The 26,469-nt window shown below is 37.5% G+C and carries 22 protein-coding genes; 15 read left to right on the top strand and 7 right to left on the bottom strand.

The annotated features are described in order from the left end of the window. The first annotated feature begins 278 nt into the window (after positions 1-278). The 5 genes from JL001_RS16650 to JL001_RS16670 all read left to right on the top strand — a co-directional run bounded on the left by JL001_RS16650 (position 279) and on the right by JL001_RS16670 (position 7,515). Positions 279-932 carry a PIG-L family deacetylase gene (locus JL001_RS16650; RefSeq protein ID WP_200978147.1) on the top strand — a complete coding sequence of 218 codons (654 nt, stop codon included), beginning with the start codon at positions 279-281 and terminating at the stop codon, positions 930-932. Beyond that, positions 929-2,071, top strand: a complete 1,143-nt coding sequence (locus JL001_RS16655) for a glycosyltransferase family 4 protein (RefSeq protein WP_200978148.1) — start codon at positions 929-931, stop codon at positions 2,069-2,071. The genes JL001_RS16650 and JL001_RS16655 overlap by 4 nt, the downstream gene beginning before the upstream one ends. A gap of 8 nt (positions 2,072-2,079) precedes the next feature. After that, positions 2,080-3,279: a glycoside hydrolase 100 family protein gene (locus tag JL001_RS16660; protein ID WP_200978150.1), complete on the top strand. Its 1,200-nt coding sequence runs from the start codon at positions 2,080-2,082 to the stop codon at positions 3,277-3,279. A 928-nt stretch (positions 3,280-4,207) separates the two neighbouring features. Then, positions 4,208-6,496 carry a glycosyltransferase family 4 protein gene (locus tag JL001_RS16665; RefSeq protein WP_200978152.1) on the top strand — a complete coding sequence of 763 codons (2,289 nt, stop codon included), beginning with the start codon at positions 4,208-4,210 and terminating at the stop codon, positions 6,494-6,496. Then, a complete protein-coding gene (locus JL001_RS16670; protein ID WP_200978154.1) occupies positions 6,493-7,515 on the top strand; it encodes a glycosyltransferase family 4 protein in 1,023 nt (340 codons plus the stop codon). The genes JL001_RS16665 and JL001_RS16670 overlap by 4 nt, the downstream gene beginning before the upstream one ends. Here the strand turns inward: JL001_RS16670 and JL001_RS16675 are convergent. After that, positions 7,512-8,975 carry a glycoside hydrolase family 130 protein gene (locus JL001_RS16675; RefSeq protein ID WP_200978155.1) on the bottom strand — a complete coding sequence of 488 codons (1,464 nt, stop codon included), beginning with the start codon at positions 8,973-8,975 and terminating at the stop codon, positions 7,512-7,514. The genes JL001_RS16670 and JL001_RS16675 overlap by 4 nt on opposite strands. Before the next feature lie 666 nt (positions 8,976-9,641). On the opposite strand from JL001_RS16675, the gene JL001_RS16680 reads away from it, so the two are divergent. From JL001_RS16680 to JL001_RS16715, 7 genes are all read left to right on the top strand, one after another. Beyond that, positions 9,642-9,998: a cupin domain-containing protein gene (locus JL001_RS16680; protein ID WP_200978157.1), complete on the top strand. Its 357-nt coding sequence runs from the start codon at positions 9,642-9,644 to the stop codon at positions 9,996-9,998. A gap of 265 nt (positions 9,999-10,263) precedes the next feature. After that, positions 10,264-10,449, top strand: a complete 186-nt coding sequence (locus tag JL001_RS16685) for a hypothetical protein (RefSeq protein WP_200978159.1) — start codon at positions 10,264-10,266, stop codon at positions 10,447-10,449. 446 nt (positions 10,450-10,895) lie between these two features. Then, positions 10,896-12,107, top strand: coding sequence for a cation:proton antiporter (locus tag JL001_RS16695; RefSeq protein ID WP_200978169.1), 1,212 nt, complete (start codon positions 10,896-10,898; stop codon positions 12,105-12,107). A gap of 318 nt (positions 12,108-12,425) precedes the next feature. Continuing rightward, entirely contained in the window at positions 12,426-13,277 is an 852-nt protein-coding gene (locus JL001_RS16700; RefSeq protein ID WP_200978171.1) for a transglutaminase family protein, read from the top strand. 346 nt (positions 13,278-13,623) lie between these two features. After that, positions 13,624-14,703 (top strand): acyl-CoA desaturase, encoded by a 1,080-nt coding sequence (locus JL001_RS16705; RefSeq protein WP_236252862.1) that lies wholly within the window; start codon positions 13,624-13,626, stop codon positions 14,701-14,703. 394 nt (positions 14,704-15,097) lie between these two features. Further along, complete coding sequence (locus tag JL001_RS16710; protein WP_200978173.1) at positions 15,098-15,370, top strand: hypothetical protein; 273 nt, start codon at positions 15,098-15,100, stop codon at positions 15,368-15,370. Between the two features lie 289 nt (positions 15,371-15,659). Next, positions 15,660-15,839, top strand: coding sequence for a hypothetical protein (locus JL001_RS16715; RefSeq protein WP_200978175.1), 180 nt, complete (start codon positions 15,660-15,662; stop codon positions 15,837-15,839). Positions 15,840-16,741: 902 nt separating this feature from the next. Here JL001_RS16715 and JL001_RS16720 read toward each other — a convergent pair. Beyond that, a complete protein-coding gene (locus tag JL001_RS16720) occupies positions 16,742-17,053 on the bottom strand; it encodes a helix-turn-helix domain-containing protein (protein WP_200978177.1) in 312 nt (103 codons plus the stop codon). A 133-nt stretch (positions 17,054-17,186) separates the two neighbouring features. Here JL001_RS16720 and JL001_RS16725 point away from each other — a divergent pair, with 133 nt between their 5' ends. Further along, positions 17,187-17,951: an MBL fold metallo-hydrolase gene (locus JL001_RS16725; protein ID WP_200978179.1), complete on the top strand. Its 765-nt coding sequence runs from the start codon at positions 17,187-17,189 to the stop codon at positions 17,949-17,951. A gap of 185 nt (positions 17,952-18,136) precedes the next feature. On the opposite strand, the gene thiE is transcribed toward JL001_RS16725, so the two are convergent. Next, the gene (gene thiE, locus JL001_RS16730) at positions 18,137-18,802 is read right to left on the bottom strand and encodes a thiamine phosphate synthase (protein ID WP_200978189.1); all 666 of its coding nucleotides are present in this window, start codon (positions 18,800-18,802) and stop codon (positions 18,137-18,139) included. 194 nt (positions 18,803-18,996) lie between these two features. Between thiE and JL001_RS16735 the strand changes: the two genes are divergently transcribed. After that, positions 18,997-19,911, top strand: coding sequence for a ketopantoate reductase family protein (locus tag JL001_RS16735; RefSeq protein WP_200978197.1), 915 nt, complete (start codon positions 18,997-18,999; stop codon positions 19,909-19,911). Between the two features lies 1 nt (position 19,912). Beyond that, a complete protein-coding gene (locus JL001_RS16740; protein ID WP_200978199.1) occupies positions 19,913-20,689 on the top strand; it encodes an AraC family transcriptional regulator in 777 nt (258 codons plus the stop codon). Between the two features lie 228 nt (positions 20,690-20,917). Here the strand turns inward: JL001_RS16740 and JL001_RS16745 are convergent, their stop codons facing one another. From JL001_RS16745 to JL001_RS16760, 4 genes are read right to left on the bottom strand one after another with little or no spacing between them, the layout of a single operon-like run. Continuing rightward, entirely contained in the window at positions 20,918-22,135 is a 1,218-nt protein-coding gene (locus JL001_RS16745; protein ID WP_200978201.1) for a PepSY domain-containing protein, read from the bottom strand. Positions 22,136-22,144: 9 nt separating this feature from the next. After that, on the bottom strand, positions 22,145-23,419 hold the full coding sequence (locus tag JL001_RS16750; protein WP_200978203.1) for a hypothetical protein: 1,275 nt from the start codon (positions 23,417-23,419) through the stop codon (positions 22,145-22,147). A 20-nt stretch (positions 23,420-23,439) separates the two neighbouring features. Next, positions 23,440-25,818 carry a TonB-dependent receptor gene (locus tag JL001_RS16755; protein ID WP_200978205.1) on the bottom strand — a complete coding sequence of 793 codons (2,379 nt, stop codon included), beginning with the start codon at positions 25,816-25,818 and terminating at the stop codon, positions 23,440-23,442. Beyond that, complete coding sequence (locus JL001_RS16760) at positions 25,818-26,435, bottom strand: hypothetical protein (RefSeq protein WP_200978206.1); 618 nt, start codon at positions 26,433-26,435, stop codon at positions 25,818-25,820. Before JL001_RS16760 ends, JL001_RS16755 begins: the two co-directional genes overlap by 1 nt. Positions 26,436-26,469: the final 34 nt, after the last annotated feature.

Genomic DNA, 26,469 nt, shown 5'->3' on the forward strand with positions numbered 1-26,469 from the left:
CAAGTGCTTATGGGTGCACAATAACAGGTCACTGCCCTGCTACTGTGCATGCCTTTCTATCTCTCTTCTGTTTTATTAAGTACTCAAAACAGCTCTTTAAGGGATATTAGTGAGTAAAAAAGGTTGACCAAATAGAGCTTTTTATTAACCCTACCATCTCTTTCTTTCTGGTGGACTGGATGATTTGGTATGAATATCATTTGTTCTTAATAAAAGGTTTCGTCGTTACAATGGTCTTATAATCGAGCGAATTATAAACCTATCATAATAGCAGGGAAATGCATGAAGAAATAAACAATCCAAAAGAAATAAATGCAACTGTCCTGGTGGCTCACCCTGATGATGAGACCATTTGGGCAGGAGGATTAATTTTAGAAAATCCTGATTGGAACTGGACCATCATTTGTCTTTGTAGGGCAAATGATGGAGATAGAGCTCCTAAGTTTTATCGAGCTCTGGAAATGTTTGGAGCCAAGGGCATAATGGCTGACCTTGACGATGGACCTGAACAAAATCCTTTAGATTTAAATATACTTGAAGACACTATAGTGGACTTATTGTCTTGTAGACCAGTGAATTTGATTTTTTCCCATAGTCCTTATGGTGAATATACCCGACATCTCAGGCATGAAGAAATCGGTAAATCAGTTATAAAATTATGGGAAGAGAAGCGTATCAAGACTGATGAATTATGGCTTTTTGCCTATCGCGACAACAACATGCGCCATGTGCCCAAACCTATTCCTGATGCCCACTTTCATTTACCACTTGTAGGGAATGTTTTTAAAGAAAAGCGGGCATTAATCAGCAGCGTATATGGTTTTTCCAATGAGAGCTGGGAATTTAAGGCGTGCAATTGGACGGAAGCTTTTTGGTGTTTTCTAAATGCTGAGGATGCCTCTAAATGGTTTAAAAAACATTCAAGGAAATGAAGGTATTGGTATTATATGACTATCCCCCTTCTCCTGGAGGACTTTCTACCCAGGGTGATTTGTTGTATCAAGGCCTGTTGGAGATAGGGGTTGATGCCTATGCAGTTCATTTTCAATCTTCACAAGAGAAAGAGTGGTATTACCGTTGGTTTAGGCCTGATATAGTGGTAGGTATTGGGTATTGGGGACATATTCAGGATATAGTTATTCATCCAAATAGACACGGAGTAGTGGCCGTTCCCTGGCTTGTTGCTGACGGATTTGTCGGTAATTTCCGCGAGGTTTTAAATAAGCTTCCTCTTATTTTGGTTACTTCAAACTGGGTGAAACAAATGTATATTCGTGATGGTATAATGGGCGAGAATATCGAAGTTTTGCCTGTGGGATGCAAAACTGATATATTTTGTCCAGTCTCGGCGGAGGACGAAAAAGTTTTGGCCATAAGATCCGCCCTTGAAATTTCTTCCGATCAGCTGATGATCCTTACAGTTGGAGGGGATGCCACTTCAAAAGGAGCCCAGGAGGTGATGAAAGCACTGGCCATTATTGAAAATAAAGTATCAGACTGGAAATATATATGTAAAGTATGGCCTCAGGAAAGGACTAATCTTCAAAATGTAGTTGATCGAGAGCTTTCGGGATTATTAGGGATTGAAAAGAGGGTTCAATATGTTACCAATACAGTTTCTCGGAATTTTATGCCCTATCTGATTGCAGCATGTGATATTTATGCTGCCCCCTCGAGATTGGAGGGGTTTGGTATGCCACAAATTGAAGCCGGAGCGTGCGAAAAGCCTGTCATAGGTATTAAAGCTATGGGCATGTTGGATACCATTGTGCACAATGAAACGGGTTTTTTGGCAAGAGTGGCTCAACAAATCGAAATAAATGAGGCTGAGCTGGGTATCGAGGCAGGTTATGATGCGCCTCATATAGTGGTCTTTGAAAGCCCGAGAGTCGTAGATTATAGAGCAGATGTGAATGACATTGCTAAATATTTATTGAAACTAATGAATAATAAGGGTTTACGAGATAAAATAGGAGAAAGCGCGAGGAAGTATATAGTCACTAATTTTGACTACCGTGTAGTAGCCCGAAAATTTGTAAGCATTGTTCAAGATAGGCTAGGAATTAATTAGGAGGAGACGTGGATTCTGAAAACAAAAGATTAATTGAGGAAGCCAAGAAAGCAGCTTTGAGTGTTTTAATTTATAATGCTGACGGTCCTTTTGAGGGATTGCCCAGGACAGCTGGATTTGGATATCCAGAGCCCTATACCAGGGATCTTATGTTTTCAATTTTAGGGGTGGCGGTTTCCGGAAATGAAAAGTTGATAAAGAGTACCCGAAAGGTACTGGAAATGCTTGCTCAAAACCAATCTCCCAAAGGTCATATTTCTTCTTTGGTTCACGAAGTGGATAATAGAGGGGCAAGTGATACGACTCCGTTATTTTTATTGGGAGTAAGTGTTTTCAGAAGAATAGTAGGAGAACCTCTGTTTTTAGAACAGGCGGTTAAAAAATCATTGACATGGATGGAATACCAGAGTCCCAGTGATGAATACCTTGTTGCCCAACTGCCCACCAGTGATTGGCGTGATGAACAATGGGTAATTGGTTATGGCTTGTTTGTAAATACCCTGGTATTTAGTTTTCTGATGCTTTTGGGTTGTAGAAAAAGGGCTTCGAAACTTTTTAAGGAGATAAGGTTTCTTAATCTGGACAAAAATAAAGAATTGAGAGGTGATCATGAAGGATTAATATGGGAGAATCCTCCTTACTATTCATTGTGGAGATATAAAGTTTTTCGTAGTGACCGATTTGATCTATTGGGTAACAGCCTGGCCATTTTATCAGGAATAGCCTCCTTAAAAAGGGCTGAAGCCATCATTGAATGGATTGAAAAATGGTGCCAAAAGCAAAAGAATGAAGGAAAACAAACATCAGACCTGCCTCCTAATTTCTTTCCTTTTATTGAACCGGGAGATCCGGACTGGCACTCTAGATACAGAAAATTTAACATGCCTGGCGAGTACCATAATGGAGGGATTTGGCCTTTTATATGTAGTATCTATATATGTTCACTTGTAGCAGCACATAAATATGACCTAGCCGAAATGAAACTGGTAAGCCTTACTTATCTTGTAAAAAAGTCAAAGGACCGTAAATTATCTTTTGGATTTAATGAATGGTTAAGGCCAAAGGATGGTCTCCCCTGTGGGCAAGATTGGCAAAGTTGGAGTGCAGCCCTTTACCTGTATGCTGCTAAGTGTGTTCAAGAACGTAAAACTCCATTTTTCGATGGAATCAGAGAAGAGGTTGCTAAAAGATTTCAATATGAAGGGTAGATATGGGGCTTGAAAGCGGATTATATTAGTGGGATTTTAGGACTAAGAGATTGGTTGATCTATTTTATGAGTTTTCGTTTTACTCCTAGTAGCCAAATTCACATAGGTTCTAGCTTATTTTCAAACCTTCCTGCCTTTTATTTAGGGGCATGTATATTCTTGAGGGTCCTTATGAATGCTTTGCATTTTTTTCCAAAGCTTTGGGGAAAGGCCATTGATAAAAAAGTAGTCAAACTTCGCCTAGGGTAGGTAGTAAATCCAGACAATTGGAGTCATCCGCTTAAGGCGGACAAGATATTCAAATTGGGTTGATTCAGGGGCCTTTTACTCAATTTGATTTTGTAATAATTCCTAATTCCTACAAATGAGTGATCTCGTTGTTCCAATAACCGAGCTAATCCATTTCCTTAATGCCCTCCGCAAAAGCTCCAAAATCGAATGTTCAAAGGTACTGTTTCACGGTTTTCATTTATTATTTTGGATTTCCCTAGCTAGGTACACTCTTACGGATACCCATACCTATTTAATTATGAAATTGATAAATATTCGGATCGGGAAATCTTCTTAAGCTTTGTTGCGTATGGCTAATTTTTTTGCCAATTAACATACTGTTTGATACACTAGTCACTTTTAGTGATCAAACTTGTTTTAAGATAACTATTGCCCATTGAAGTCTTTTAAACCTGTGATATATATAAATGTACACTTGTTTAATGTAAGCTATTTAAAACCAGTGAAATATAACTTTGGAGTTCAAGAAGTATTAAAGGGGACTCTATGTTTAGTGCTTTCTGAAAAATGCTTCAGGTCTTGTTCAGTTACTTGTAAGAAGGTTGTCTATATGTGAGTTAAAACATCAAAATCCCTCTCAAAATACAAAGAAGAATGATATTACTCAAATGATTTTATTATTACTAGTTGGAAAACCATGAAAATCGGATATATAAGTACTTACCCTCCAAGAGAATGTGGAATCGGCACCTTCACCCAAAATCTTCAACAAAATATAAGAAAAGCGTTTGAAGATGATGACATAAAATATGAAGGCAATGTCATAGCACTCGGTGATAATGATGGCCAATATATCTACCCAAAAGAGGTGAGAATGAGTTTGCAGCAGGACCAGCAATCAGATTATCTTGAAGCAGCTGATTTTATAAATTTAAGTGGTTTGGATCTTTGTATTCTTGAGCACGAGTTTGGAATATTTGGAGGAGAAAGCGGGGTGTATATTCTTCCTCTACTGCATAAGCTCGAAATGCCATTTATTGTTACGCTTCATACAGTTCTTGACACCCCTTCATATAATCAAAAGATTATCTTTAAAGAGGTATGCAGGATGGCCAAAGCGATCGTGGTGATGAGTAATAAGGCCGTTAACTTGCTCGAAGAAATATACCTTGTGCCAGAAGAAAAGATAAATTTAATAGAACATGGGGTCCCTGATATCCACTATGACGCTTCTGAAGTGAGAAAAACTTTTCGCTTTGATGGTAAAAAGGTATTGTTAACCTTTGGCTTTATCAGCCGCAATAAAGGCATCGAAACGGTAATCAAATCGCTTCCTGAAGTCATAAAAAAATATCCCAATACCATTTATTTAATATTGGGAAAAACACATCCTAATGTAGTCAAATATGCTGGAGAAGAGTACCGAAATTATCTTCATCGTCTTGCGAAAAATTTGGATATGCAAGACCATGTATTGTTTATAAATGAGTTTATTGATGAAAATGAACTGATAAGATATCTCACTGCGTGCGATGTTTATATCACCCCCTATCTGTCCAAAGCCCAAATAACCAGTGGAACCCTTAGTTATGCCTTTGGGGTAGGCTGCGCGGTAGCGTCTACACCCTATTGGCATGCCGAAGAACTCTTAGCAAATGGTAAAGGGAAAATTTTCGATTTTAAGAACCATGAAGAACTTTCATTGCTCTTAAACAGCTTATTCGACAATCCTGACCAGTTAAAAGAGATCAAAGAAAAGGCACTTGAATATGGAAAGACCATAACCTGGCCCGAGATAGGGAGAAAGTATAAGCATCTTTTAAATTCTGTTCTAAAACAAGTTCCAATCAATACAGAAAAAAGGAAAATCATTTTGAATATTCAATTAATGCCCAAGTTTTCATTAGTGCATATCAAGCGACTGACCGATGATACTGGGATTATTCAACATGCAAAATATGGGATTCCCAATCTCAAGGAAGGGTACTGCTTGGATGATAATGCTAGGGCACTTTTTATGGTACTAATGGCTTATAAGCAGAAACGTGATCCACTGGCATTAGAGTATATGCCTATTTACCTGAGTTATATTCATTATATGCAAAATCCAAATGGCACATTTAAGAACTTTCTGGGATTTAACAGAATGTTCAAGGATGAGGTAGGTTCTGAAGATTCGTTTGGAAGAACCATTTGGGCATTAGGTTACCTTTTGGGAAATGCCCCAAACGATGCCTATTTCCAAACAGGTCGATTATTGTTTTTTGATGCGGTACCAAATTTTGAAAACCTAAGATCAATTAGAAGCATCGCCAATACGATAATTGGGATAAGTTATTACTTAAAAACCAATATGCTTGATGAAAAAATGATTGAATTGCTAAGGGTACTGACAAATAAGCTGGTCTTACAATATAAAAGACAATCCTCTTCAGATTGGCAATGGTTTGAGTCTCTTTTGGCCTATGATAATGGAATCCTTCCACTAGCCTTGATGCAGTCTGCTGAAATATTGGAAGATGATGAGGTGCTGGGAATTGCCATGGAAACCATGGATTTTCTGACCTTGCATATCATGAAAGATGGTTTTTTATCAATTATTGGGAATAAAGAGTGGTATGTCAAAAATGGGCATCGATCAGTTTATGCCCAACAACCCATCGATGCCTTATCAATGGTGTTAATGTACTATCAAGCATTTCTGCTTACAAGGAAAAATGAATATCTACAAAAACTATTTACTTCATTTATGTGGTTTTTAGGAGAAAATGATCTTAGAATGAGCCTGTATGATTTTGAGACAAAAGGCTGCTGTGACGGTTTTGAAAGTTATGGAGTGAATAGAAACCAGGGAGCGGAGAGTTCCCTTGCCTATCTAATATCCCATTTGATTGTGCTGCAAGCCCATGAGGAATTTTATAAAATCGAAGAGTCAGAAATATCCAAAAACAAAACTAATCGTTTAAATAAAGAATTATATCATTGAAAATAGCCATACTCTCTTCTATTGCCTGGAGCACACCTCCTAAAAAATATGGGCCATGGGAACAAGTGGCTTCCAATATCTGTGAAGGACTTTTGGAGAAAGGTATGGATGTAACCCTTTTTGCAACTGCCGACTCCCTTACTAAAGGGAGATTAGAATCAGCATGTGTGTTTCCTTATGAAGAAGATAGGGCTGTGGATCCCAAAGTAGCAGAGTGTTTGCATATCAGTAACCTAATGGAGCAAGCCCATCAGTTTGATATCATTCATAATCATTTCGATTTTCTCCCGCTTACCTACTCTGCATTGGTTAAAACACCCATGATTACAACCATACATGGTTTTTCATCCCCTAAAATCATTCCTGTTTATAAGAAATATAACGCAAAGACTGCTTATGTATCCATTTCCGATGCTGATAGGTCAAAAGAACTGGATTATATTGCCACTGTTTATCACGGGATTGATCCCTTGATTTATAACTTTCAAGCGGTTAAAGAGGATTATCTCTTGTTTTTTGGTAGGATTCATCCGGAGAAAGGTACTCATGTGGCGATTGAAATAGCCAAAAGGTCAAACCATCGTTTGATTATAGCAGGTTTGATCCAAGATCAAGTCTATTTTAAAGAAAAGGTCAAGCCTTTTATCGACGATGATTTGGTAAGTTATTTGGGAAATCTTGAACCAGATAGAGGAAAAAAACTACTTGGAGGGAGTAAGGCTTTACTTCATCCTATCAATTTTGAGGAACCATTCGGATTAAGTGTGATAGAGGCAATGATGTGTGGGACGCCAGTTATTGCTTTTGATAGAGGGAGCATGCGAGAGCTTATTAAGGATGGGAAAACGGGTTATTTAGTGCAAAATGTGGGGGATGCCGTAGAAAAGGTTGGGCTCATAGGAAATATGTCCCCGGAGTTTTGCCGAGCACATGCGATAGAAAAATTCAGTATAAATGAAATGGTCGAAAATTATATTTTGGCCTATAGGAAAGTACTTCAAGGTACAAATAAAGCCTAATTTTTTTTAAGCGCTTCTAAGAGCTCATTCATAGATATGACAGCATAAGTTGAGGAATAATCGGATACGGCGTAGGGCAAAATTAAATTGTTATTGTGAATGATGGAACCACAAGAATAGACTACGTTCGGGACATAGCCATCTCTTTCCTTTTCCAGAGGTGTAAGCAGAGGCTCTTTTAGTCTTCCAATTTCTTTGGTAGGATCTTCCAGATCAAGAAGGGATGCCCCTATGCTATACCGTCTCATCGGTCCAACACCATGCGTTATTACTAACCAACCTTCATTTGTCCAGATTGGTGATCCACAATTCCCAATTTGGGTATATTCCCAAGGGAATTTAGGTTCCTGAATCTTGATAGGGTCATTCCATAGCGTGCTTTTGTCAGAAAACATAATGTAATTATTTACACCATCAATCCTTGCGAGCATCGCATATTGGCCATTTATTTTTTTTGGGAATAAAGCAAGGTTTTTGTTTTGTGCACCTTCCCCGTGAAGGGGCATTACCCTGAAAGTATAAAAATCTTCTGTTGAGAGTAGTTTTGGTAAGGTCGTGTGGCCATTATAGGCTGAATATGTAGCATACACCTTCTCTGTTCCATCGCTCTCAATAAAATTCACAAATCGCGCATCTTCAATCCCTTTGCTTTCTGAATTTGATATGGGAAAAAGTACCCTTTCTGTTAGATCTGAGTCCAACTGGAATTGGACATCATAAAATGAGTCTACCAACCAGGTTATCTCGTTCAAAGCCATTCTTCTTTCAAGGCTGATGGATTTGTCATTTAAAATTTTTGCAACTGCAGTGGTTAATGCATAATATTCGAAGTTTGCAGGAAGATCTTCCATGATAGATTTAGAATATTTCTTAGGAATATTCATTTCAGTAAGCTTTTTAATAAATCGCTTTTTATCATACAACCTTTTATGCGTTACTTCAGCCAAGTCGATTTGATCTCCTGATTTCATAACATGCAGGTCATTGTTTTTGTCGATGATTCCTCTTCGGAAGACAATGGAAGAAATATGTCCTTCTCCTGTAGCCCTAAAAGATAGTATCACTCTAACTTCGCCCTCCTCAAGGTACGATTGATCGAAATCCTTGATGATAGATGGGTTGAATATTGCGGCTGATTCAATAGAATATTCCATCGTACAATAAGAACCAATCAACATTTTTTGGGAATCAGTAAGGGTCTCATAATGGCCATTCATCTTACCGATCAAGTCCAGAATTTTTTCAAAATGCTTGAAGAATATCTTTGAAATATTTCGATGGCGACTTGCAAATTCCCGCAGTGTCTGTTCCAAAGTTAATTTGACCTGCTCTTCGTCCATTAAAAGCACCTTATCGATCATTTTTTCAGTCCGTTCTTGTCCATTCCAGAAAAATCTGGCTACGACTCTACTAGAATCTGGCGAAAATTTGAACTCTTTTCTTTTTGCTGTAACCTTCATTATTTCAGCGGGGTATGATGGGTGCCTTCTACTAAATATAGCCTTTATATTTATCATAAAGCATTTCTGCTGTGTATATTTAATATAATAAGGATAAAAAACTATTTCCTTTACTTTTGGTCAGCAAGGATTCTTTCAAATTGGCTTTTAAGCTATAAATTATTGGGTTTAAGTTTTTATAGTAGGTATTTGACATGTCATAAGTGTCCCCAAAAAAAGATTAAGCGTATTCTGAGGGAAAAAGGTATGATGATGAAATCTGGACCTTATTATTTGGAAACAGGGCAATATTATGGTTTGTTTTTATTCTCATCTTTCAAGCGAGTAAAAGTTGATTTTTGATTTTTTGTCACAATTTCAATCGAAAGAAGGGACAATAAAAAACCTAAAAGGTGAGAAATATACAAGAAAAGATATTTCAACTGTAACACTATACAGGTGGATTTTGATCATCTTTATCTTTGGAGCCAAGAAGAAGTTATTTCTTTTGAGCTTCTTGTGGAAGGATGAATTATGAAAGGATTTGTTGATAATTTGATTGGTGTAGGACTTGTTGTTGGGGCACTTACTGAATCTGATGGTAAAGAAAGCTATAAGATTTATTTGAATTTAGCATGTGCAGTCCTTGTGTGTCTTTGGGTTCTTAAAAGGATTAAATAAAAACTCATGGGGCATTTTGATATGCGAAAATCAGAAATATTAATTACCGTGGATTTGATCGATTATCTTCCAAATTCGATTCTTAGTAAAACCATTATTAAAAAGGCAACAGGAAACATCATTGTTCTTTCATTTGATTCGGGTGAGATACTGTCAGATAATAAATCTCCTTACGATAACTTCATTCAGGTGATTGAGGGAAAAGCGGAAGTCATCATTGATGGTAGTCATAAAATTATAAACTCAGGACAGTCTATTATTATTCCTGCTCATTTATCCAGTAGTATTAAAGCAAATATAAGGTTCAAAATGATCTCTACCATTATCAAAAGTGGATATGAAGAAGTAGAGTTAGGTCAGTAAATTAATATTAAAATGGAGTCCGAGGAGAAAATAAACAGAGCTATTATAAAGTTGATTTTAAATATTGACAGAAACTATCCGGAGCTTCTAAAGTACTTGGACGAAATGACTGTTGATATAGCTCCTGGTCCAGCGTCATTGGTATCGCAAAAAAATCTCAAGGCGTATTACAAGTCTTTGAAAAATCTATTAAAAGGATATTTGTCCAATAAAAGAAGATTGGGCAAAATATAATTTTATTAAAAGTTAAATCGATTGAAAGTATATGAAAATAGTAAGGAGTTGGAGAGAGCAGAAGATTTTGCTTAAAAGAATGTTTCCTTTTCTTAGCGATGATGATTTTATTATTGATAGAGAAGACAGGAATAGTATGCTTGATCGATTATCCAAAAAGCTAAAGAAATCCCGGGATGAATTGGAGTTGTTATTTGCAGAACTTCAGCGTTATTGACTACTGTATGTTCTATAGGATGAATAAGGTTGTCAGTTATATAAGGGGAAGCTGTAATAAGGATTCTTTGTAAATAGAATACATTATAAGTTATAAGCATAATAATCCCAAGTTAATCGTTTTACGCATCTCCGGTTTAGTGAAAGCTGTTGTTTATAGATAGGGGAGGACTATTTTTAGGTGAAACAAAAAACGCCAATCAATTAAACCCGGATTATGCATTAGCAATCGTAGTGAGGGCTGAAAATGCAAGAAAATCAGGCTGTTTGGAGACTGAGGCATCCGCCGCGGCGGATGGTGAAGTCGAAAACAGCAGCAAAGCGTCTGATTTTAAAGCATTTTCAGTCCGTAATAGATAACTAATGCGTATTTCGGGTTAAATTAGGATGGATTTTCAAATTTGGCGGATTTATGTTTTAAAGAATAAATAAACAATAGGATCCGGTATGGAAAAAATCAATTTTAATAGTGTTCTAACTGTAGCACAAGTAGATCCTATACTTTCTATATTGGTTTTGCTCTCCATTGGGATTATTGTTGTCAGTTTTATTTTTAAAATTTTGGGTCAACCTTATTTAACAGCCTATATTTTAGTAGGTGTGGTGTTTGGTCCCTATGGGATGCAACTTGTAACTGATGAATTACTCATTTCCAATTTGGGTTCTTTTGGGCTAGTCCTATTACTTTTCTTCATTGGAATGGAAATTTCCCTTCCAAAAATAATTGCCAATTGGCGCATACCTGTAATAGGTACTTTTTTTCAAGTAATTTTTAGCTTGGCCACTATATGGGGGATTGGAGCTATTTTTCAGTGGCAGCTAACTCAAATTATAGTTCTTGGCCTGGTTATTAGTTTAAGCAGTTCCGCCATAGTTATCAGTTATTTACAAGATAAGGGTTTGATTGCATCGCATTTAGGTCAAAACGTTATAGGAATCTTATTGGTGCAGGATATTTTAGTAGTGCCAATGTTAATATTGCTTAACTACCTATCTGGATCAATTCCTGTTGCTATTGATATTATCAAACAAATTACGGGAGGATTGCTAATCCTTGGAATATCTATATGGGTATTGAAAAAAAAGGAGGTGAGTCTACCATTTGGAGATTTGATTAGAAAAGATCATGAAATACAAGTGTTTATTGCTTTCGCATTTTGTTTTGGTTTTTCTATACTTACTGCTTTTTTTGGGATTTCTTCAGCATTAGGGGCTTTTGTGGCGGGTATCATCGTTTCGAAGGCCAAAGAAACAACATGGGTCCATACTAGCCTTCATGCGTTTAGAATCGTTTTTGTGGCATTGTTTTTTGTGTCAATAGGAATGCTGATTGACCTGGATTTCTTAATTTCCAACTCCGGCTTAATCTTCATTATGGTCTTATTGGCTTTTATGACTAATAATTTTATTAATGCCATAATTGTTCGTTTTTTGGGTGAATCTTGGAAAAACAGTTTGCTTACAGGGGCTATCTTGGCTCAGATTGGGGAGTTTAGCTTTATCCTGGGAGCAACAGGTTTTTACATTGGCCTTATTTCGGAACACACCTATCAATTAGTGATTTCAACTATTTCAGCCTCGCTTATTATAAGTCCTGTTTGGATTTTTTTGATAAGGAAAATCATTGGTCTACGATATGGTAAAAGCAAAAGTCATTAAGCGAATAGACAAAATTACAAAGATATCTGTAATATTTTTTCAATTAGGTGTAAGTTATATACGAGGAATATATATGATCTTTTGGAAGTATATGCTAATAATAATTATAGCCAAACTGGACTTGAATTTTATTGAGATAAATCAATGAGATTATTGGGCCACTAATAAAGTTAAAAGTCACTATTCTACCCTCATTAGGATAGATTTCTCAAAAATATAGGATAGAAAATGGGACTTTATCTTAGTTAATTCAAATCAAATAACCATACTTATTGTAAAAATTGGATATGAAAAAAGATTAGCCAAATACCTATATAAATGGAGAAGAAAATAAAGATTGTTCATAAAACGGAATATAATTTCGATGAAGAGGTATTCATAGAACCGCATTACCTAAGGTTTAAACCTCGTAATACTCCTTTTAATATTGTTGAGAGTAACCAGTTTACTGTTTTTCCAAAACCTACTGGTTTATCTGAGCAATGGGATCCAGAAAACAATCAGATTTACTTTTGCTGGTTTGATGGCAAGCACCATTTACTAAATATTCTGTGGGAATCTATTGTGAGACTGGAGGAATATAATCCCTTCAATTATATCATTTTTCCAACAGGGTATTATAACCTACCAATTAATTATTCATTAGAGTTAAAAGATTTACTTTTTGCCTCTTTAGTGGTTGATCATATTAACAGTCCATTAATTGAATATGGAAATCAAATTTTGGAGAAATCAGTATTTAAAACACTCCATTTCATTTCCGAATTGACCAAGAAAATTCATTCAGATTTTAATTTAGTATCTCGAATGGAAGGAGAGCCTTACGCTGCAGACAAGACTTTCAACCTTAAAAAAGGCTCCTGTAGAGACTTATCGTGGATGGAAATCCAATTGCTAAGGCATTCTGGAATTGCGGCGAGATTTGTAAGCGGGTATTATTTTATTGAGTCAGAAAACTTAGAACATGAACTACATGCTTGGGTGGAAGTGTTTCTTCCTGGAGCGGGTTGGGTTGGGTTTGATCCTAGTCACGGAACAGCGGTTGGAAGCTCCCATATACCAATTTGTTCAAGTGCACATTATAGGAATACCATGCCGGTAATTGGATCATTTCGAGGAAATGCCCAAGCATCATTGGAAACTAAATTGATTATAGAGAAAATGAATTAATCTTGGGACTCATGCATATTGAATGCGAAAAGAGGTATCTAATTCAAAAATCTTAGAAATAATTCCAGGGTTAAATTAACCTAGTAATACAGTTCACTTTTTAATAGATTCAGATTTTCCAATCCATCAAAATTGATCTCATGTCTCTTGCCAAGAGATAAATAAGAAAAATTGATTTCATTAAAAAAAATATCCATATAGTACCATATGTGTGATATTTACAAGCTCTATCTATCATTATGTAAGGCATTATAAGTAAATAAGCTTCAATTTTACAAATGAAATATATTAAATGCAGAATTGTATAAGATGCTAATTGAGGTGAAAGCATCATAAATTATGTCTAATGAAAAGTTTAAAATTTACAAATGGCAATAAATCTGGATTCGCCAAAACATTAAGAACTAGAGTGAATGACTATTTTAAAAACAGTGGGACTAGCCAATATGGAAATAAAAATATGGTAGTAAAAACTATTTTTATGCTATCCATCTTCTTTATTCCCCTAGTTTTTATTGGTTCTGGAATAATACAGCACACTATTCCGCTTTTTGCTTTATATATTGTTAGCGGTTTTGGCATGGCAGGAGTAGGAATGGGGATAATGCATGACGCTATTCATGGTTCATATTCTAAGAATCATATTATCAATAGGTATTTGGGCTATACTATGAATTTAATAGGGGCAAATTCAGTCGTTTGGAAAATCCAACATAATGTCCTTCATCATACTTACACAAACATAGAAAAAGGAGACGATGATATTAACGTGCCATTTTTCTTACGATTTTCGCCTAATGCCAAGAGATATTGGATACACCGTTTTCAGTACCTATATATTTGGCTGTTTTATGGACTTTCCACTATTTCATGGATTACAATGAAAGATTTTGTCAGAGCTTTTCGATATAAAAAGATGGGTTTTTTTAACAAATCACGTAGTTTTGGAGAAGAGCTTTTTAAAATTGCAGGTTGGAAAATCCTTTATTATTCTTATGCCCTTATCTTGCCATTAATAATGGTGCAACTACCTGCATATGTTGTTGTTTTGGCTTTTTTAAGTATGCACTTTGTTACCGGAATTTGCATAAGTCTTGTTTTTCAAACTGCTCATATAGTTCCGGACACTAAGTTTATTCAGGCTGATGAATCAGGAGAAATTCATAATGAATGGACATTGCATCAATTGGCCACTACTAGTAACTATGCACCAAAAAGTAAGTTTTTCTCATGGTTAATTGGAGGTCTTAATTTTCAGGTAGAGCATCATTTGTTTCCCAATATTTGTCATGTTCATTATCGAAAACTGTCGAAGATTGTTTCACAAACGGCAAAGGAGTTTGGTTATCCTTATTTAATGAAAAGGTCTTTTCTTGCGGCACTTTTAGATCATATAAAAATGCTTCGGAGGTTAGGCAGGGCATAATACGATAGCTTGAATTATGTTAGACTTATTCTAACGTCTTAAGCATCTTTTTCTTCCCTGCCAAATGTTGACTGAAAGCATAGTTTTGATTGGCTGCCTACTTTTAAATTCCCGATGCAGTAATAGTTGTGTCTTTTAGAACTATCCGGATTTTGGGGAAGCTTAATTTGTTTTTTACTTAGGTAAGGTGATTTGGTTTATGTTGGGTCAAAAATAGAACTGTGAATTATATAATTCCAATCTAGATTTCTGTAATAAAAAGGGTGAAAATTTGGGCATTTTTGAAAAGGATTCAATTTTATCCTCTGAACTAGAAAATAAAATTCAATCCAATCAATAAGAAATTTGATAAGGCTCGAATGTGGCTTTGTCAGTGTAGGAGGGCTTATTCAATATGAAGACTTTTCTCGAAATTACGAGGCAGATTTATGATGAACGTTTGGATAAAAGGTTTACTCAAAAGAATTATTATCTAAACAATGAGGAACTGGATGTGGTTGTCTATGACAAAATGATTCAAAATAGCCAAAAGGCAAAGGAAACCTTTACTGTTGTAAAAGAGAAAACAATGGAACATACCATGGATGGGAAAATTCATGTTGTTAAAAATGAGCTTCGAAGGGAGTTTTACGAAAATGGCTATCAAAAGCGGTTTAGTAGTTTCTAATAATCCTATAGAGTGTTTTATATCGGTAAAAAGTGGGCAGTTTAAGCTATGAAATTAAGATAAAGGATTACTAAGTTTTTACCTTTATTCTTTGAACTTTGGCAATCTCTAGATTATAGCAAGATGTAGTTTTGTATACAAAACCATCTTTTCAGCCTCCGCAGTCGGGAGGAAGGTGCTCGGGACTCGCAGCCTTTTGATGAGAGAAATTTGTAGTTATAATGGTTGATATGTGTTGTTGCCGCTCATTGTAAATAGTCAACTTACCCATTTAACCGGGGAGCAGAAATTGGAGCCATCTGTTATTCCTTATGTAAATTTCATCGGTATCCACTCCACCTTTCTGCAAAACTATTCCGGTCAGGAAAACAGTCAAGGGCAAGTGAATGCTTCCTGTGGTCAGCACCCTTGGCCTTTATTCCTTCCCGTTATAAGGTGGCATCCAAGAGGAGTGAATGGGGAGGTTTGATCGAACGATCTTTTTTAAGATGGTTGGTTTATTATACTTATATGTTTACTTGAGAAGTAGTCTTGTGTTTTAATTTTGTTTTTCTACACTCTACCATTTAAATCGTAAGATGTGCCTGAAGTAGGTTATTTGTTTTAAGATTGGAACAATAAAAAATTCATTAAACGAAATGGCCAAAATACGGGTAATATTAATTGGAATGTTAATTTTAATGCTTATTACCTTGATTGGATGGACTTAATGCTAGTGCTCCGATGATTTTTTCTGAAGTTGGTAAAATAAATATTTTGACTTATATGCAATGGCCTTTGGTTGCATCGATAAATATAGATTTTCTGGCATTCGGGTAAATTGGATATTGAAGTAGTGAGACTCCGTATTTTAATTAATATTGTTTCAAGGTCTTGTCCACTATTAGGGTTTTTTCGGTTGTGGAGATATTTATAGAAAAACATATTTAAATGTTTTGCTTGTTATCTGTTTTGAGCTGTTTCAAATTCATGCAAATGACCATACCATTTGTATGATAGCAAATCCTAGCGTAAGGTGCGCAGCATATAAGTACATAGTAGCAAGAAGGTCATAGTTTCTCATTATCCAAGTGGTGATTGATTTCCATTGGAACCTTAACCTGCGCTTGTTGAGGGAACTCTTTTAGGGAGAGGATCAGTAATTCACCAAATCTTCATAATAGGATGCTTTTTGGTTTCTGAATAAAAAGCTGGATTAAAGCTGACATGAATTATTTAAAAAAGGGGGGAGTGAAACAAATCATATTATACAAAGACAAAGTACTCGGCAATTTATAAAGTCATCCAAATTACCACCCCCATCAAAAATATCATTTTTATTAATTGGGATACCGGCCACACTTAATGATTTGTTCCCATATAAGTTGAAAATTATCGACTTTTACCCCAGGCTTCTAAAATTTGTAGTGCGGGTCCCAAATATTCGGCATCCTTGTGAAGCCGGTAATATACCTGTGGTGGAAAATCATTTCGCTCAATTCTCTCCACAACATGGTGTTTTTGCATTTGTTTTAGTTGGTCCAGGAGAACTTTCTTGGAAACCCGAGGCATTTTGCGCCATAATTCAATAAATCGTATTTCTTGCTCGTGAAACAGATGGTATAAAATCAAGGGTTTCCATTTTCCCGATAATATATCCAAACTGCGCTTCAGTCCACATTCTTCAAACACTGTATAATTCATATTCAATATTTAATTGGGTTACCTGGAAGTAAACTTCTTTAAGATCTGCCAGTAGAGTTATAATTTGGGGACAATCCAATCATTGCTATAAACTGGTGCTTAGGTTTTACAGATCGATATTAAATCCATTATTATGGAATTTCATTTATGGCGCAATGCCACCGTTTTACTAACAATTGATGATCAAAAGTTTTTAATAGATCCTATGTTAGGGGAAAAAGGATCCTTTGGGCCTTTTCCTTGGACCGAAGATACGCGGTCAAATCCTTTGGTAAATTTATCTTTTTCAGGTGAAGAATTAGAGAAACAGCTCGAAGAAATAGATGCGGTAGTAGTTACACACCTTCATCCGGATCACTGGGATGCCGAAGCCGTTAAAATTTTGGATAAGAATCTTCCAATAATTTGCCCTAAAATAATTGCTGAAACAATTGCCGAAAATGGTTTTATCAATGTGATCCCCATAACTTCATCAGTCAGTTTCAATGGTGTTAAGTTAGTACTCACTCAAGGCAAACACGGTAGCGGAGAAATCGAAGAAAAAATGGGTACGGTCAACGGATTTGTGTTTTGTACCGAGAAAGAAAGTATCTATTTTACTGGAGATACCATCTGGTGCGATGCCGTCAAATTGGCCATTACCAAACACCGGCCATCCTATGTGGTTGTAGCCGCAGGTGCTGCAACCTTTGCCCTTGGAGAACCGGTGACAATGTCAGTTGACCAAATAAAGTCTTTAGGAGATACCTTTCCAGAAGTAAGTCTCATCATAACTCATTTGGAAGCGGTAAGCCCCTGTACCGAAACCAGAAATTTTATCCGCAAAGAAATGGTAAGCAATAGTTCATTTGTTCATTATTACATCCCTGAGGATGGTGAACGTCTTTTTCTGGAATAGACTTACGCTTCATCAGCCCCATTGGGTCATTCAATTGTCATAATCCAAATTGATGATAAAACACAAAATTCAAAAGGATTTACTAAGTCATTATATAATTCTTGAATCCACTGTCCATTTGCCAAATATCCCAGAACAATAAAATGTTTGATCTACTAATATTCTGTTCATTATGCTCTGTATTATTAGCCATTTCCTTCATCTTTGATTTCTGCTTGTTTAAAAGCATTCAGGATTTTTTCAAATGTCATTTTCTTATCATCACTTTCATTGAGCAATGAAGCAATGGCAATTCCATATACCCCTATCGATAGTAAGGGGGGGATATCGGTGATTTTAACCCCACCTATAACCAATAATGGTATTGGTTTGTCATAGTTTTGCTTTTGTTTGTCGATCAAGGCTTTGATTTCCAACAGGGAAAGAAATTCCTTGATCTCGGGTTTGGTAGCTGTTTTTCTAAAGGTTCCTAGCCCAATATAATCAGCATAGCCCCTTTGCTGATGGTATATCATGTCTTTTTCATTGTAAGCTGTGGCGCCAATAATTTTATTTTGACCTAATTCCTTTCTGGCTACTTCATGATCGGTATCCTCATTTCCAAGGTGCACACCGTCGGCATCAATGGATATGGCAAGGTCAAGGTGATCGTTAATTATCAATTTAGCCTCAAACCTATTGCATATCTTTTGCGTCTCTAAGGCGATTTCAAACATTTCTTTTGCTTCCGTATCTTTTAATCGAAGCTGCACCAATTTTACCCCTGCCTGACAGGCATCCAAGGCCAATTGTTGGTGGCTCTTATTAGGCATACTCTGGGTAATGTAATGGATTCTGGATGATTTTATCATATGGCTATTATATTGAACATTTTAAAGTCATGTTGAAAAGTAAAAAGGAGTTCCTTCCTTACTTTTACAAATTTGATCTTATGTTCATAAAAAGTATAGTAAAAGATGGACATTCAGGCCCAATGTCCACCTTTTACTATTTTAAAAATTTGGTTTTACCGAAGTTTGATAGTGACATGAAATAAATTACGAGTATGAAGATTTATATAATTGGTGCCGGTGCCATTGGTAAAACCTTGGCTGTTTGTTTGTCCTTAAACGGCAGTGACGTTCAGGTAATTCGTGGCAGCGTGGATGAAGGATCAGAGTATGTTGAGAAATTTACCTTGTACCTAAAATCAGGAGAAGTATTGACTTCAGATATAAAAATCAATTATCTAAATAGTTGTTCTACTTTCGATGGTTTGATAATCCTTGCCAACAAATCTTTTGGTAACAGGGAGCTGGCTAAAAAACTGAAGGATAAAGCAAAAAATACTCCCTTGGTTATTTTGCAGAACGGGTTGAACATAGAACAGTCATTTTTAAATAGGGATTTTCAGGAGATCTATCGATGTGTACTCTTTGCCACTTGCCAAAATATTACTCCCAATGAAATTAGCTATAAACCTGTTGCGCCTTCTCCAATAGGAATCATAAAACAACACAGCTCTTTGTTAAAGCCAATTGTGGATATATTGAATACTCCTAATTTCGGGTTTGTTTCAGAAGATAATATAGAAAAAATCATATGGAAAAAGGCCATTGCAAATTGTGTGTTCAATTCCATCTGTCCATTGTTGGAAGTGGATAACGGGATATTTTACAGGGATGCCCATGCCTTTGAAATTGCTAAAAGTATAATCAGAGAATGTACATTAATAGCCAATAATAATGGCATAGGCTTAACCGTTAAAGAAGTTGAGGAACAGGTAATTTCAATCAGCAAAATGTCGGAAGGACAATTTATTTCTACCTTACAGGATATCAGAAATAATCGAAAAACAGAGATCGAAAGCTTAAACTTGGAAGTTTATCGTATGGCCAAGCAGATGAACTTGGAATCTAAGGTCCAACAAACAAAACTTTTAGGAGATTTGGTCATGATTAAGTCTGAATTAAACCAATAAAATGTACCAACTTTTCTCACCACCCGTTCATTTACAAAATATAGTCAGGTATTATTGGCTTTTGGATTTAACAGCTGATAGGAAAAAAATAACAGAGTATATTTTTGCCTACCCGTACGTAAACTGGGTTTTTACCATGGGAAGGCCATATACCGTCAAGGATAATTTTTCAGGCCCCTTGGTGATAAAAAACACAAGTATCCTAGGGCCCAGAACAAATTTTGCAGAATATTTACATCCTGAAGGTAATTTGGCTTTTGGAGTTACTTTTCAATTAGGAAGCACACCATCCATCCTTAAGGAGGATACCCAATTAATTACCAATAAAATTATCCTCCAGGAAGATATTTTACCTTCTTCCAGATGGTTAACCCCATTTTTTAATGATGTTGCCCTAGAAGATTTTGTCCCTGCTCTGAATGGTGAAATAGCGAAGCTCACTAATAACATGCAACAAAATGGATATTTCATATGGTCTCAGTTTCTTGATCTCATTACCGTCCACAAACATTATAATACCTCGGCAAGTTATTTGGCCAAAGAATTGAAAATTAGCCAGAGACACCTCCAGAGGATTACAAATCATTTTGCTGGACTTCCACCAAAGCATATTCAATCTATGATTCGCTGTAGACAGGCCATCAAGCATATTCAAAGAACAGGTCGAGTGACTGACTTTTTCCACTATGGCTATTATGATCAGAATCACTTTATCAAGGAGGTGAAAAGATGGACCGGTCATACACCTAAAGCACTTTTTTTAATTCTTGGGGCCTAAAAATCTGACCTATTAATATTTCAGCGTACTCATGAGGCCTCTAGGTTTCGGAAATGAAAAATGAACAATGGGCATACTCACCGGAAGGGTAGAGTTTCTCTATAAGAAAATGATAAAGCCCAATATCCACCATTCCTGTTGTTCTTTTATTTGAAGTAGCTTAATTGGGGATGCTCAATATTAATAAATTTAAACCGTTTCAGGTGAGTTTTGACTAATCCTTCGGCATTAATGATTGGCTGTTAATAAAGTTTTTGGAAGGGGTTTGGTAGTTGAGCGTTTGGTTCTTTTTTTCTGAGCCCTTCCGTACCAAATCATAAAGCCTGTCACAGGAAGGCTAGCGGATATTAAGCTTACAAAGAAAGCAAGGAACTTTCCTGGAATGCCTAAAATACTGCCTACATGGATTGGGTAATTCAAAGCTATAGCTTTTTCACCGTTATTGAGATCATCAAAGCCTGACTCCTCAATGATTTCAGCTGAGTAAGGGTTGATCTGATATCGTATATAGTTTCCATATCCGTGATGGCCCATGGTTGCGTTAATGGACATTGGGCTTTCAGGTTTTCTTGGAAACCTGATATAAAAGTAGCGTGCATCCGGGTGCCTAATGAACATGGTGTTCATCACGCTGTCTACCCTATGGGCTTGGCCTGACTCGGTGAGGGGTATAGTTGGGACAGAATGGTTGGTTTTTAGGTTTTTGCCTCCATTTGCCAACCATTGTACACTGTCTGCAACCCAATCAAATGACCAAACAAGTCCTGTTGTGGCAATTACAAGGGCGAAAACCATGGCATAATAGCCCAGAATATTATGGAGGTCATAGTTCTTTCTTTTCCATCTAGTAGTCTGTTTCCATTTGAACCAGAACCTTTGCTTGGCGGCGGAACGGTTTTTAGGCCACCACAGGACCAGTCCAGTAATGAGCATGATTACAAAAATCAGAATTCCATATCCTACTATTTCATGTCCGATGGAGTAGGGCAGCAGAAGGGTGAAGTGTGTCCAGATAACTACATTGAAAAACTCCCACTTGGTGTCTTCTATTTTGAGTACTTCTCCGGTAAAAGGATTTAAGTAAACCTTGTAAAAATAGTCGATATAGTCCCCATACCAATATATTGTCTTATCATCTCCTTCATTGAATTTTCTGAACTGGATGTAAACAGTCTCATTGGCAGCAGTGGGATAATATGCTCTTTCTAGGTCGTATTGTTCGCCCAGTTTTTCTTGGGCGTCTTTTATCAATGAAGTCAACGGCAATCGGACGGCATCCTGCGGAGGGTCGATATACATCCTATCCTTATAAACCCATGTCCTGATTTCGTCTTGGAACACCCATAGGCAACCCGTTATGGCAACAATGAACACCACTAGCCCGGAAGTTAATCCGAGCCAGAGGTGAACCTTTCCTATGATCTTTTTGATATTCACGGTGGACATTAAAGCAGCTTACCTTACTTTTTGTATTCCCATCAATGAGCCCGGTAACGTAATACCCTCTGTATATGACCCATCAGGAGCAAAGCGGATTATAGTAGAGTTTCCATCTTCATCCGAAATGCTACCATAGTTTTTTCCGTCAATATAATATGGTGACCCTACATAGGATCCAGCGTAGGGAAGGTTGGTCTTGCCGACGACAGTTTGTTCGGGTAAGTTGATTTCATAAGTCATCCAACTTAAACTATAATAATCGCTTCCATCCATTTCTGGGGACCATGCTAATTTCTCAGTATCCAAGACCCTTACATAGCCATGGTTTTCCTTAGGTGACTTTCCAAGTGAAATCCCTACACGATATCCTTCGATCTGGTCCATGTAATAAGGATCATAATCCTGATCAAATCCATCTGCTCCTGCTTCTACTTTCAAAATACAACCGCAATCTTCTTTTTGCCTGGAAGTTGTCGCATAGGGTAGGTAATAGCTGGTGCCATAATAGGCATCTCCATTTTCCATTATGGCTGGCATGACCGCCAAAGGACATCTGTCATCCTCCGAATAGGAAATAACAGCATCGTTTTCGATGTCGACAATGGCAAGCCCTGTCCTGTCTACGTAGGTCTCGTTTTCCCAATTCATCCAGCCAGCAGGTATGTATAATCGGTTGCCGACGATTTGAAAATCGTAAAATGGCATGGTTACCCAATTGCCTTGATATCCGTCCCGCAATTGTTCTGGAAGGTTGAATGATTTGGTAATAGCCATCGTTTCTGGATTCCAAACGATGATTTGACCCTGGGTATAATCAATGTAATAAGCTTTGGTTTGGCTTAAAAAGATATTTCGGTTCTGAAGATCAGTCACTCCTTCATTGGCCATGGAAAATTTTTCACCTTCCCAAATTTTATTATCCTCAGTGATATTGTACCGGGTAAAACTGTAGTCGGCAGGATCTGCAATCGTAAAGTACTCCTCGGAGTCAGGAGCAAAAAAACGTGCATTTCCTGATGTTTCAATAGCATTAGATGGATCAATTGATCCAGTCATTAGGTCGTTTATCAGTGTGGTATAGTGCAAACGGCCATCGGGAGTACTTACGCGGTAAAATATGGCGTAAAGGTCACCGCCTTCTTCGGTGTTATCATCAATGGTTTCGGTTTCATCGTCATTACATGAAAATGCTGCTACTGAGAATAGTAACACAAAGAGATAGATAAACCGATTTTTGTAGTAGTTGTTCGTTTTTCTTTTACTTTCCATGGATAAATGCTTCTTGTTCATATGGATTTAACTTTTATAATTTAAAATGAAATGGTAATCTTGATATAGTAGGCCCTGCCCGGTTTTTGGACACCGAAGAAGTCGTATACTTTTGAATTGGTAAGGTTGCTGACTTCAGCGGTAAGCGAGGTTTTGAGGCCCATGACGGGTTTCTGGTAGGTAGCTCCTACGTGCTGGGTAAATTGAGAAGGAATTATGGCCTTGAACTTTTTCAGGCCAACACTTTCCCAACCTTTAAAGAATTCGTGTACATAGCGGTTTTTCAGGAATAAGTGTAGGTTGTCATTGGCCCTAAAAAGGTCCGGAAGATTATATCCTATGCTATTATTGATAAAGAAGTATGGCCTGTTCGGAATCCGGTCACCAGCATACGGAGCAAAATCACCACCGGAGGATTTGTTTCTAAAATCCTGCAAGGTGGTGTTGGCCGAAATCTGGATTCGTTCATTAGTGGATTGCCATAAGGCATCAATTTCTAAACCCAATGAATGGGCAGCGAATACATTCTGGTAGCTGAACACTTCATTATTCCCCAACAGCAAGATCAAATGGTCTGTAGCTCTCAAAAAGCCATTTACAGAAAACTTCCATGAACTTGGGGAGCTTGAAGGGCTTGAAAAATGAACAGCTAAATTGGCGTTATGGCTCCTTTCCGGATTGAGGGAGAGATTGGGCAGAATCAGTCTTCCGTTACCAAATATTTCCTCGGGCCGTGGCAGGCGAGTTGCCCATTCATAGGACGCTTTAAACATCCACTGTTCATTCAAGAGATAACGTAAACTGTTGCCAATACCGAAATTGTTCGACTCCCTGTCTTTATTTCTTGTCACTCCAAGTGTACTGGTAGGTTCCTCGGCTCGTACACGCTGGAGGTAATGCTTGGCGAAGAAATTGTTTTCCAACTTATCATTTTCTGAATGAAAACGATATTCCAAACCGTTTACCCAGGTAAACAGCGTACTTACCTCACTCAAAGGATCAATCGTTTCGTTTTCTTCATCCCATCTTTCATCTCCTGACCGGGAAACATAGGTAGGCGCTGATGATACGCGCAAAAGGTGGTGGGCATTCAAGGGATACTCCATTCGGAGACGGGCGTAGGTATTGTGGTTCCAAACCAACCTATCGGTAGCTTGACCAAGCTCTCCAGGTGATCGTTCCCTAGGTTCGCCATTTGATTTTCTTACCATATCCCCATGCCATGTATAGATATAGCGGCTTGTATCTTGGAAGGACACTTGGTCATGGCTATATCCACTGGCGAAATTGACGGAGATCCCTTTTTTTCGATCTTTTCGGTATCGAAGCAAAGCTCCATTAGTGGTGTTTTGGCTGGTCACCTTTCCGTATACAATCGACATGACATTGTTGTTTTGGATATCTCGAAAGGTCTTGTTGGTGAACAATTCCAAAGAGAATTCATCTGTCCAGCTTTGGTTTGCCCATCCAACTGTACCTCTTATTCCATAATTTTCGTAGGAATCATGAAATCTTGGCACTGTGGCATTTGAAAGTTTGCCACCATCCCCTGCGACCTCAACATCTACCAAATAGTTGTTTTTGGCATAATCATAATATCCACTGCCCCGGACAAATATTCCTTTGTCGTTCATATTGCTTTGACCTTCAATGGAAATTCGCTGGGTACCAAACGAACCAGTTTGGTAGGACAGGGCTCCTTTGCCTCCATCGTTAATGGAGCTTGACACAAGATTTACCGCCCCGCCCAGAGCATCTGTACCGAGGTCAACAGGTACCACTCCTTTATAGATTTCAATGCGCTCTACCAAATTGACTGGCACATTGGCAATACCAGAGCTATAACCCATCATGTCAAGAGGTATTCCGTCCAACATAAAACGGATTTGGTCATCTGTGAGGCCATTTAATGAAAATCGATTTTGGGATCCCAGGCCACCAGATTTTTGGACATTTACGCCTGAGACAGTACCCAACACTTCCCCCAAATCTGCTGTTTGTAGTTTGGCTTCTTTGGTGTCGACCACTGTAACCGCTTTTGCCGATTCCCTAAGCAGGGTAGATTCTGTTTTTCCGATTACGGTTATTTCATTGAGCTCTTGACCGTTTTCCTTCATTTGAAAGTCGATAATAAGAGGTTGACCGGCTTGTATGTTTACCTCCTTGGTTTGTGGTATATACCCCATTGAAGTGCAAGAGACTATGTATTTCCCTGGTACAAGGTTGTTTATTCCAAAATGGCCATTTTCATCGGAAACTGTGCCCCATTGGGTTCCCTCGATCTTTATGATCATCCCGGGGAGGGGAGTACCATTCTCAAGGTAGACTGTCCCTGTTAATTTAATGGTGCTGTCCTGGGTTTTGCCTTGATAGGATACTTGACAGAAAAATAGAATTAATAGCAAAGAGCGATAGGTCATTATACACAGATGCTTATTGGTGATTTTTGAATGTTGTTATCGTAGAATAGCATTTCGCCTGACTGAAAAGAAATTTTGCGAAACCCCTTGATTTTGGTATTCAGAAAATAGGATACTTTTCCCGGTGGTAAGGTCACGGTCTGGCCTTCACATATTAAATGTTTTGGCCTGTGGGAGTTATTGTAAACCCTTAACACCCCATTAAAGCTCAATTCACAAATTTCAGCCGAGATCTTTTTGAATTTTCTTGGGCTACCGCTGAGGTATAACAGATCATCTAGAGCTGTATCGGTACTGGCTTCCGTAGTCAAGTTTGTGGTAAAGGGAAAAGTGCCGATATTGAATCCGGCCATAAAGGAAACTATCGCAAAACAAGCCGCTATGGATACCCCTGCTGCATACCGATGGATTGTTCTTTTCAGCTGCATTGAACGATTGGTTTGTATTTGTTGGCTTAAGCCGTTCCATACTTCAGTGGACATGTTTTTTAATTCAATAGGTCCAAGGAACCATTCCTCATCTTCCCCCGATTTTAGCCAGGCCTCTATTTCTTTTTGTTCGTGTGAAGTACACTTGTCTTGGATATACCTCTTTAAAATTTCAGGCGTAATTTTCATAATTTTTCAATGGTAGTTTGGCACCTTTGGTATC

It is taken from the genome of Echinicola sp. 20G (assembly GCF_015533855.1).
In the GTDB taxonomy this organism is placed as follows: Bacteria; Bacteroidota; Bacteroidia; order Cytophagales; family Cyclobacteriaceae; genus Echinicola.

What these genes read in the sequence shown, in the direction of transcription:
- JL001_RS16650 (WP_200978147.1), top strand. Translation starts at nt 279, where the DNA reads ATGCATGAAGAAATAAACAATCCAAAAGAAATAAATGCAACTGTCCTG.
- JL001_RS16655 (WP_200978148.1), top strand. Translation starts at nt 929, where the DNA reads ATGAAGGTATTGGTATTATATGACTATCCCCCTTCTCCTGGAGGACTT.
- JL001_RS16665 (WP_200978152.1), top strand. Translation starts at nt 4,208, where the DNA reads ATGAAAATCGGATATATAAGTACTTACCCTCCAAGAGAATGTGGAATC.
- JL001_RS16675 (WP_200978155.1), bottom strand. Translation starts at nt 8,975, where the DNA reads ATGAAGGTTACAGCAAAAAGAAAAGAGTTCAAATTTTCGCCAGATTCT.
- JL001_RS16680 (WP_200978157.1), top strand. Translation starts at nt 9,642, where the DNA reads ATGGGGCATTTTGATATGCGAAAATCAGAAATATTAATTACCGTGGAT.
- JL001_RS16685 (WP_200978159.1), top strand. Translation starts at nt 10,264, where the DNA reads ATGAAAATAGTAAGGAGTTGGAGAGAGCAGAAGATTTTGCTTAAAAGA.
- JL001_RS16695 (WP_200978169.1), top strand. Translation starts at nt 10,896, where the DNA reads ATGGAAAAAATCAATTTTAATAGTGTTCTAACTGTAGCACAAGTAGAT.
- JL001_RS16700 (WP_200978171.1), top strand. Translation starts at nt 12,426, where the DNA reads ATGGAGAAGAAAATAAAGATTGTTCATAAAACGGAATATAATTTCGAT.
- JL001_RS16705 (WP_236252862.1), top strand. Translation starts at nt 13,624, where the DNA reads ATGAAAAGTTTAAAATTTACAAATGGCAATAAATCTGGATTCGCCAAA.
- JL001_RS16710 (WP_200978173.1), top strand. Translation starts at nt 15,098, where the DNA reads ATGAAGACTTTTCTCGAAATTACGAGGCAGATTTATGATGAACGTTTG.
- JL001_RS16720 (WP_200978177.1), bottom strand. Translation starts at nt 17,053, where the DNA reads ATGAATTATACAGTGTTTGAAGAATGTGGACTGAAGCGCAGTTTGGAT.
- JL001_RS16725 (WP_200978179.1), top strand. Translation starts at nt 17,187, where the DNA reads ATGGAATTTCATTTATGGCGCAATGCCACCGTTTTACTAACAATTGAT.
- thiE (WP_200978189.1), bottom strand. Translation starts at nt 18,802, where the DNA reads ATGATAAAATCATCCAGAATCCATTACATTACCCAGAGTATGCCTAAT.
- JL001_RS16735 (WP_200978197.1), top strand. Translation starts at nt 18,997, where the DNA reads ATGAAGATTTATATAATTGGTGCCGGTGCCATTGGTAAAACCTTGGCT.
- JL001_RS16740 (WP_200978199.1), top strand. Translation starts at nt 19,913, where the DNA reads ATGTACCAACTTTTCTCACCACCCGTTCATTTACAAAATATAGTCAGG.
- JL001_RS16745 (WP_200978201.1), bottom strand. Translation starts at nt 22,135, where the DNA reads ATGTCCACCGTGAATATCAAAAAGATCATAGGAAAGGTTCACCTCTGG.
- JL001_RS16750 (WP_200978203.1), bottom strand. Translation starts at nt 23,419, where the DNA reads ATGAACAAGAAGCATTTATCCATGGAAAGTAAAAGAAAAACGAACAAC.
- JL001_RS16755 (WP_200978205.1), bottom strand. Translation starts at nt 25,818, where the DNA reads ATGACCTATCGCTCTTTGCTATTAATTCTATTTTTCTGTCAAGTATCC.
- JL001_RS16760 (WP_200978206.1), bottom strand. Translation starts at nt 26,435, where the DNA reads ATGAAAATTACGCCTGAAATTTTAAAGAGGTATATCCAAGACAAGTGT.